The 7,603-nt window shown below is 39.7% G+C and carries 8 protein-coding genes; 4 read left to right on the top strand and 4 right to left on the bottom strand.

All coding sequences use genetic code 11. The features are described 5' to 3' along the window. Nucleotides 1-267: 267 nt before the first annotated feature. Nucleotides 268-360, bottom strand: coding sequence for a methionine/alanine import family NSS transporter small subunit (locus CVP05_RS12070; protein WP_100289815.1), 93 nt, complete (start codon nucleotides 358-360; stop codon nucleotides 268-270). After that, entirely contained in the window at nucleotides 361-1,869 is a 1,509-nt protein-coding gene (locus CVP05_RS12065) for a sodium-dependent transporter (RefSeq protein ID WP_100289814.1), read from the bottom strand. 362 nt (nucleotides 1,870-2,231) lie between these two features. Between CVP05_RS12065 and dprA the strand changes: the two genes are divergently transcribed. The 4 genes from dprA to aroE are packed head-to-tail and all read left to right on the top strand — an operon-like array spanning nucleotide 2,232 to nucleotide 5,281. Continuing rightward, entirely contained in the window at nucleotides 2,232-3,362 is a 1,131-nt protein-coding gene (dprA, locus tag CVP05_RS12060) for a DNA-processing protein DprA (RefSeq protein ID WP_100289813.1), read from the top strand. A 29-nt stretch (nucleotides 3,363-3,391) separates the two neighbouring features. Beyond that, nucleotides 3,392-3,931 carry a DNA topoisomerase family protein gene (locus CVP05_RS12055; protein WP_100289812.1) on the top strand — a complete coding sequence of 180 codons (540 nt, stop codon included), beginning with the start codon at nucleotides 3,392-3,394 and terminating at the stop codon, nucleotides 3,929-3,931. Beyond that, nucleotides 3,928-4,479, top strand: a complete 552-nt coding sequence (gene tsaC, locus CVP05_RS12050; RefSeq protein WP_100289811.1) for an L-threonylcarbamoyladenylate synthase type 1 TsaC — start codon at nucleotides 3,928-3,930, stop codon at nucleotides 4,477-4,479. The genes CVP05_RS12055 and tsaC overlap by 4 nt, the downstream gene beginning before the upstream one ends. A gap of 1 nt (nucleotide 4,480) precedes the next feature. Beyond that, nucleotides 4,481-5,281, top strand: a complete 801-nt coding sequence (gene aroE, locus CVP05_RS12045) for a shikimate dehydrogenase (RefSeq protein ID WP_100289810.1) — start codon at nucleotides 4,481-4,483, stop codon at nucleotides 5,279-5,281. A 47-nt stretch (nucleotides 5,282-5,328) separates the two neighbouring features. Here aroE and glmU read toward each other — a convergent pair whose 3' ends face one another. After that, a complete protein-coding gene (glmU, locus tag CVP05_RS12040) occupies nucleotides 5,329-6,699 on the bottom strand; it encodes a bifunctional UDP-N-acetylglucosamine diphosphorylase/glucosamine-1-phosphate N-acetyltransferase GlmU (protein WP_100289809.1) in 1,371 nt (456 codons plus the stop codon). A gap of 11 nt (nucleotides 6,700-6,710) precedes the next feature. After that, nucleotides 6,711-7,598, bottom strand: a complete 888-nt coding sequence (hslO, locus tag CVP05_RS12035) for an Hsp33 family molecular chaperone HslO (protein WP_100289808.1) — start codon at nucleotides 7,596-7,598, stop codon at nucleotides 6,711-6,713. Nucleotides 7,599-7,603 lie beyond the last annotated feature (5 nt).

Raw genomic sequence — 7,603 nt, 5'->3', positions numbered from 1 at the left:
CTGATAAATTGTTAAAGAACCATTGCTTAACCCTAAAATAAAACAACCCTAGAATTTAAGCGAAAATAAAACGACGCACCGCTAATCTCATTCACAACAGCGCGTCGTTGTGTGGGGCGTATTATAGATAAATACAAAATCAATGCAACCCCTTTTTTGAAATTTTTTCCGCTTTTTGATTAAATGTCTATTTAATCAGCAATACCCAGCAGAAATCCTCAAAAAAATACCGCACTTTGCTCTACATAACAAAATGCGGTAGCGTGATTACTCTTTTGGTAAACGTTTTATAGAATAAATTAATCCGCCCCAAATGATAACTAAGGCAATCACCATCATAACAATTGCGACTGTACTCATTTATTTTTCCTCCGCGATACTATCTGCTGGCTCATTTTTCCACTTCAAACGAGAAAGTAATATAGACACAACAATTAGTCCAATGGCCATTCCCCATCCGAAAGTATTCACAAACCAACTTGGATAACCTTCATAGCCTTCTTTAAAGACTTTTGCTCCTTCACTAAATAGCATGAAAGCAAGAATACCTGTTGTCACCACAATACAAAAACGCCAGATAAAACCGACTTTAAATGAAGACGTTTTATTAATATGATCGCCCAATAAGCCTAATTTTTCGTTTGCAACAATCACAATTAAAGAAGCAAATGCCACAGCAACAATACCAAAATAATTGACGAATTTATCCATGACATCAAGCATTGGTAAACCTGTTGTTGTTCCGAATAAAAAGACTGAGATAACCATCATTGGAACGCCAACAACCAACGTGGACTGAACACGTCCCATGCTTAATTTATCTTGAACTGCTGAGATAATAACTTCAATGACAGAAATAAATGATGTCAGTGCTGCAAAAGTGAGTGAGCCAAAGAATAATACACCAAGTACATTACCAAATGGCGCCTCATTGATAATTGTTGGGAATGCAAAAAATGCTAAACCTATTCCACCTTTCGCAACTTCACTTACTTCCTGTCCTGCCGCTGCAGCCATAAACCCTAAAGCGGCAAATACACCAATACCCGCCAACACTTCAAAAGAGCTATTAGCAAATCCAACAACTAAGCCAGAACCCGTCAGATCAGAATCCTTTTTCAAATAAGAGGAATAAGTAATCATAATCCCAAAACAAATGGAAAGGGAGAAGAAAATCTGTCCATAGGCTGCAATCCATACACTTGGATCCGCCAGTTTTTCCCAGTTAGGCGTAAATAATGCATCTAAACCTTTGGCTGCGCCTGGTAAAAACAAAGAAAATACGACCAAAACAACAAACATTATTACCAACACAGGCATTAATATATTAGATGATTTAGAAATACCTTTTTGAATTCCTAGCGCGAGAACCCCTAAAGCAACAAGCCATACCGCGATCAACGGTCCAACAACCATACCAACGAATTCAAAACTTACGCCATTAGCAATATCACCCATTTTTAAAAATTCGCCGACAAAGAAGTCAATTGGTTTATCACCCCAAGCATTTGAAAATGAAAAATAGGTATATGTCGCTGCCCAACCTAATACAACCGCGTAATAGACACCGATAATGACATTAACCATAACCTGCCACCAGCCAAACACTTCAAAGTGTTTATTAAAACGGCGATAAGACAATGGCGCACCACCACGATGACGATGGCCTATAGCATAATCTAAAAACAACAATGGAATACCTGCCGTTAATAGTGCCACAATATAAGGAATAATAAATGCACCACCACCATTTTCATAGGTGGTATAAGGAAAACGCCAAATATTTCCCAATCCTACCGCAGAACCAATTGCGGCAATAATAAAGGCTTTACGCCCTGCAAACGTTTCACGGACAGATTTACCTGACATGTTACGCTCCTGTTAAAATAAAGAATAAAGATCTCGAAATATAAACGAATATAAAATCTTGTCAAATAATGAAAATACATTCTCGCAACAATATTTTTATCTACACCAATAGCTAAAAACAAGCATAAACATTCACATAAAATTAAAATTACCGAGTTATCAGCTAAAAAATAGAAAGAACAACACTTTAAAAACGCTCTCCACAACTTTTCTAGCACCTACAAAAAATGCAAAAATCATCAATATTTTTTCTAATTTTGCGATCCACTTTCCAAAATACGATCATTTTTCACTATCCTATTCGCTTTTTTCTATCACAGCATTTAGGCTTTATATTATTTTGACCAAAGTGCGGTGACTTTATGGATAAAAATTTAGAGGTTTTACTACGCTTACAACAAATTCCAAAATTCGGAGCCCAGAGAATTCAACGCTTATTGACACATGTTTCCCCCGAAATTTTATTAGACTATGATGCCGAAGCATTACAGCAATTAGGCTGGAATCATGTACAGATTCAAGCCTGGTTTACACCCAACTGGCAATATATTGATCCGGCTATTGATTGGGCAAGTAAAGAGGGAAATCATCTAATTCATTATTTTCAAAAAGAATATCCTTATTTACTCAAACAAATTGATGGAGCGCCACCTCTACTTTTTGTAAAAGGCAGCCCACAAGTATTATCACAACCGCAAATTGCGATTGTTGGCAGCCGTTATTGTTCTAGCTATGGAGAATATTGGGCAAAATATTTCGCCTCAGAATTATCTGGCGCCGGTTTTGTAATTACTAGTGGGTTAGCTCTTGGGATTGATGGTTTTGCCCATCAAGCAACTGTCGAGATACAAGGACAAACCATTGGTGTTTTAGGGAATGGATTAGAAAAAATCTATCCAGCTAGACATCGTCAACTGGCACAAAAAATACTGGAGAATCAAGGGGCGTTGGTTTCAGAATTCTTCCCCGAACAACCACCTGTGGCAGAAAATTTTCCTCGTCGTAATCGTATTATCAGTGGGTTGTCTCTCGCGACACTGGTCATTGAAGCCACTGAGAAAAGTGGTTCACTCATCACTGCACGCTATGCCCTTGAGCAAAACCGCGATATTTTCGCTCTACCTGGCAATATTCAAAATCAGTTCAGTCAAGGCTGCCATAAACTGATCAAAGAAGGGGCAATGCTAGTCGAAAATATTCAAGATATCATCGAAAATCTTTCTAATGTTCAATCTTACTGGTTTAGTCCCATTGCTTATCAACCAGTAAAATCAAGTCACTTGTCACAGTCACAACCCGCTCCATCTCACCGACCTCCCGATATCACCCCGGATTATCCTGAATTATTCGCCCATATTGGACATGAAGGGCTCAACATTGATGAACTCAGTACCCTTTCCGGTTTACCTGTAGATCAACTCCTTATTCAGTTATTAGCATTAGAACTACAAGATCTCATCATGAATGTAGAGGGAAAATATAAAAGATGTTAATATGATAAAAATAAGCCAACGAGGAAATCATGAGCCAAACCCTTTTTACCCCAACCAAGCATGAAAAACACTGCCCACAGTGTGGTGAAATATTGCAATTAAAGCAGGGCAAAAAAGGATTATTTTTCGGCTGTTCTGCTTATCCTAAGTGTAATTATTTACAACCGCTACAAACACCACATGAAAGCAAAATTATTAAACCATTAACTGAATTATGCCCTGAATGTGGACAGTTACTGGTGCTACGACAAGGTCATTTCGGTATGTTTATTGGTTGCTCGGGCTATCCTCATTGCCACTTTATTGTACATGACACCCCAACTGAACAAGCAATCCCAAAAGAAATTACCTGTCCTGATTGTCGCCAAGGTCTGCTTGTTCCCCGTAGAGGACGGCAGGGCAAAATCTTTTATGGTTGCGATCACTATCCCAAATGTAAATTCACACTCCCTAGCCAGCCTTTCTCGATTACCTGTCCACAATGCAAGTGTCCGGTTTGCGTTGAGAAAAAAGCGGCAGTATATCAATGCGTTAACAAACAGTGTAAGCATCTTTTCAATCACCTATGAATATCACTCAAATTGCAAACAGACTACAACAAGAACAGGTTGTTGCCTATCCAACAGAAGCGGTTTTCGGATTAGGTTGCAATCCTATGAGCGAAAGTGCGGTCAATAAATTACTTTTTTTAAAACAACGTCCAATAGAAAAAGGGCTAATTCTCATTGCGCCTGAAATACAGTTTTTGCAACCCTTTATTCGCTCAACAAAACTAGATGAAAAAATATGGCAAAAACTGACCGCACTTTATGATCGCCCAATAACATGGATTGTGCCAGCCGCGCCGAATACTCCAAAGTGGCTCACGGGGCAATTCGAAGGAATCGCTATACGTCTTTGCTCACATCCAGCAGTACAACAGCTTTGTCATCAAACTGGTTTTGCTCTGACTTCCACCAGTGCGAACCTCACAGGTTTAACCCCCTGTAAAACCGCTGCCGAAGTGCGGTCACAATTCGGTGAGGATTTCCCTGTTTTGGATGCGCCTGTCGGCAATGCACAAAAACCTTCAGAAATTCGCGATATTTTTACAGATCACATCATTAGGAATGGATAATATGGATAAATATGCTGTTTGGGGCAACCCTATTGCACAAAGTAAATCACCACAAATTCATACTATTTTCGCTCAACATACCCAACAGAATATGGTGTACACCGCGATACTGGGCAGCTTAGAGCATTTCGAGCAACAAATACAAGATTTCTTTACGCAAGGTGGGAAAGGGTGCAATATCACAGCACCTTTCAAAGAGCGCGCCTTTAAACTCGCTCACCATCATAGTGAAAGAGCATTAACAGCCGAAGCATGTAATACTTTAAAGCGCCTTGATGATGGTTCCCTTTATGCTGACAATACTGATGGTTTGGGATTAACTTCTGATCTACAACGCCTAAACTATCTACACCCGAATCAATCTATTTTAATATTGGGCGCAGGCGGTGCAACGAAAGGCGTACTATTGCCTCTATTACAAGCCGAACAAAATATTTGGATTGCCAACCGCACACTCAGCAAAGCCCAAGATTTAGCTCAAAAATTTGTTCAGTTCGGCAACGTTCAAGCGGTCGCGCTAGATCAGATCCCAAACAAGTCGTTTGACTTAATCATTAATGCGACTTCGACGGGTTTACAAGGTGAAGTCATCAATATCGAAAATAAAATTTTACAAAATGCTACCGCACTTTATGATATGCAGTATGCCAAGCAAAGCGATACACCCTTTATTGCACATTGTAAACAATTAGGTTGTCACAATTTAAGTGACGGTTTCGGTATGCTTGTCGGTCAAGCGGCACATGCATTTGAACTTTGGAGAGGGATTATGCCTCAAATGGAATGGATTGATATCACATAATTAAACGCAATAGGCATAGCAAAGTTCGCTATGCCTATATGCTGTGACTAAGCTTTTTTAGTTGGACGTTGCCAATCTTGAATATGGCGTTGTGGTACTCGACTTATGACTAATTCATTTGCCTCCACATCTTTGGTCAAGGTGGTACCAGCACCAATTGTTGCGCCATCTGCAACGGTAATAGGTGCAATCAATTGCGTATCGGACCCGACAAACACATTATCCCCCACAATAGTTTTAAACTTATTCGCCCCATCATAATTACAGGTGATCACGCCTGCACCAATATTACAATTAGCGCCCACTTCAGCATCACCAATATAAGTTAAATGATTCACTTTTGAACCTTTACCAATAACCGCTTTTTTGATTTCGACAAAGTTCCCGACATGGGTTTCTGCTGCAAGTTCTGCGCCTGGACGTAAGCGTGAGAAAGGACCAATAATAGCCTTCTCTCCAATTACGGCATTTTCAATTACGGAATAAGGTTTAATTTCCACATTATCCGCAATTTGACAGTTTTTCAACACACAACCCGCCCCAATGCTGACGTGATTACCTAAGCAAACTTTCCCCTCAATGACAACATTTACATCGATTTCAACATCTTTGCCATGCTCAAGTTCACCGCGCAGATCAAATCGCTCTGGATCACGCAACATCACACCTGCTAACAACAAATTTTTCGCCTGCTTACGTTGATAATACCGTTCTAATCCAGCTAATTGCAGTCTATTATTTGCACCTTCAACTTCCATTCTATCCGAAGCTTGTACGGCAACAACTTGGCAGCCATCTTGATTCGCGAAACCAACGACATCAGTCATATAATACTCGCCTTGTGCATTATTATTATCTAAACGAGCGAGCCATTTTTTGAAACTCGCGCCATCAGACACCATGACACCAGTATTCACTTCATTAATTTGTAATTGTTCAGGGTTAGCATCTTTCTGCTCCACGATAGCCACCACAGAGCCATTTTCGCGGATAATTCGACCGTAACCTGTTGGGTTATCAAGCACGACAGTTAACAATGCGATACCATTATCCGGTTTAGCCGCTATCAATTGTTCCAATGTTTCCTGAGTAATCAGTGGCGTATCACCATATAACATCACAATATTTTCGTCATCATTAAAAAATGGTGAAGCTTGTTGCATTGCATGCCCCGTACCTAGCTGCTCAGCTTGATATATCCAATTAACCGGCTCATCTTTCAAATGCGCCTGCATGACATCGCCACCATGCCCATAAATCAAATGAATGTTTTCAGCATTCAAATTTTTTGCTGTATCAATAACATGTTTAACCATCGGCTTACCTGCGACTTGATGTAGTACTTTTGGCAAGTCTGAATACATACGAGTTCCTTTCCCTGCGGCAAGGATAACAACACTCAAGGCTTTATTTGACATAATTTATCTCTTTATTTTAATGACTGATATTCAGTTTTTAATTGATTAATTGCGGTTTTATCAAAAAAATAATGGGTCCCACAACACTCACATTGCATATCTATGCTGCCTTTATGTTCAGCTAAGATATCATCTATTTCTTGCTCCGAGAGCAATAATAATGCCGAACCGGACCGCTCTTTCGAACAACCACAGTGAAAAGTCACCGTTTGAGGGCTAAAAATCTCCACTGTTTCTTCATGATATAAACGAAATAATAACTCTTCCGCACTAAGGCCAAAAATTTCTTCATCCTTAACGGTTGAAGTTAAGGTTGCTAAATGCTCAAAATCTTCAGCAGAACCTGAACCATCTGGCATAATCTGCACTAGCATACCTGCTGCAACAGGCTTGCCTTCATATTCTCCAGTGCGGATTAATAATTGTGTTTGTAACTGCTCTGAACGAACAAAATAATCTTCCAAACATTCTGTTACTGTCGGTTTATCTAATCCGATAACCCCTTGATAACGCTCACCTTCTGTTGGAATAATGGAAATCACCAATACACCTTTCCCCACCATCTCGGCAAGTGTCATATCATCAGGAATATCACCTTGCAAACGAGCCAATGCGCGCATTTGCTGAGTATCTGATCCATTAACTAACGCTAATTTTAATGGCCCATCTCCCTGAATCTGAACAGTTATATTACCTTCAAATTTTAACGTTGCGGTTAATAAACTGGTTGCAACCAGCATTTCCCCCAATAAATTGCGCACCGCTATTGGGTATTGATGCGTATTTAAGGTCTCACAAAAACTCTGATTTAAGCGTACCCATTCACCACGTACTGCACGGTTTTTAAAAAGGTAACGATATAATTTGTCGTTATCGGCTTCGTATAGCTGATTTGTCATTGATA

This window comes from Conservatibacter flavescens, from assembly GCF_002795425.1.
In the GTDB taxonomy this organism is placed as follows: domain Bacteria; phylum Pseudomonadota; class Gammaproteobacteria; order Enterobacterales; family Pasteurellaceae; genus Conservatibacter; species Conservatibacter flavescens.
The sequence above is the reverse complement of the archived record's forward strand: the minus strand, read 5'-3'. Positions and strand labels throughout refer to the sequence as shown.